This window comes from Ancylomarina sp. (assembly GCF_041555295.1).
Classification (GTDB): Bacteria; Bacteroidota; Bacteroidia; order Bacteroidales; family Marinifilaceae; genus Ancylomarina.
Window position 1 is genome coordinate 1 of the sequence record NZ_JBFFKR010000497.1, and the last position, 1206, is coordinate 1206.

The window sequence follows — 1206 nt, forward strand, 5'->3', positions numbered from 1 at the left end:
GAATCAAATTTATGAAAAACAAAGAGCAAACAATAAAATAGGGCAAAGTAAAATATGAAGCATACATAAAATAGAATAGATCTACATAATTATGAACAGCTCGACAGGCTCGGTGACCAGGTTCAATGTAGCGACTTGTTTTTATAATGTAGATTCAAACCTCTGTATCTTCGACTCTCCGATAGTTTTCGGGACAATAAGCTAAGGGAAGTGTGCTATGCCTTACACAAGTAACATTATTTTAAATTAGTGGTAATAAGTGTTGATTAGTGGTTAAAAGATTCAGTAAACTTATTTGGCTTGTTTCATACCAATTATATATTCTGTAAATTATATTTCTAAATTTATACTTTTTGGTCACACATGAAAGAAAATGATGATAGAATTGAATCCAAATTTAAATAAGCGTGTTTTACTGGCTGTTACCATGGCATCCAATTTCCTGAATCCCTTAATGGGTGCTGCCGTAAATGTAGCTTTACCCAGAATTGGGGCAGAATTTTCGATGTCGGCTGTGGGTTTAAGTTGGGTGAGTATGTCCTTTTTATTAGCTTCATCTGTCTTTTTAGTTCCTTTTGGTAAAATAAGCGACAATTGGGGGCGTGTGAAAATGTTCTTGTACAGCAATATATTATTTGCTTTGTCCACTTTATTTTGCGCCTTTTCTTTTTCTTCCGAAACATTACTAATGGGTCGTTTATTGCAGGGAATTGGTGCTGCAGGCATATTTGCCACAAACATGGCTATTGTTATATCGGCTTTCGAACCGCACGAAAGAGGTAAAATGATTGGATTAAATGTGATGGCCGTTTACGTTGGCTTATCTATAGCTCCGGTTTTGGGTGGCATATTAACAGAATCGCTGGGCTGGCGTTCCTTGTTCTTCATTAATGCAGGAGCAGTCTTGGTAATAATACTCGCAATACTTACAAAAATTAAAGCCGAATGGGCCGTTCCAGTCAATGCGAAATTCGACTTTAAGGGGACTTTGCTCTATATGGTTTCCGTTTCGGGATTGATGTATGGTTTTTCGCATTTACCAAAAACGGAAGCTCTCGTATTCACTTTATTGGGTATTGTAGGGCTAATTGCTTTTGTCAGATACGAGTTAAAGCACCCCAATCCGGTTTTTGAAATGCAGTTGTTCTTCAAAAACAAGTTGTTCGCATTCTCAAATCTATCCGCTTTTATAAACTATGCCGCTAC

At 37.0% G+C, this 1206-nt stretch carries 1 protein-coding gene; it reads left to right on the forward strand.

What is annotated here, in order from left to right; all coding sequences use genetic code 11:
- Positions 1-385: 385 nt before the first annotated feature.
- Positions 386-1206, forward strand: an 821-nt coding sequence (locus ABY905_RS17400) for an MFS transporter (RefSeq protein ID WP_372646190.1), incomplete at its 3' end; no start/stop codon positions are given.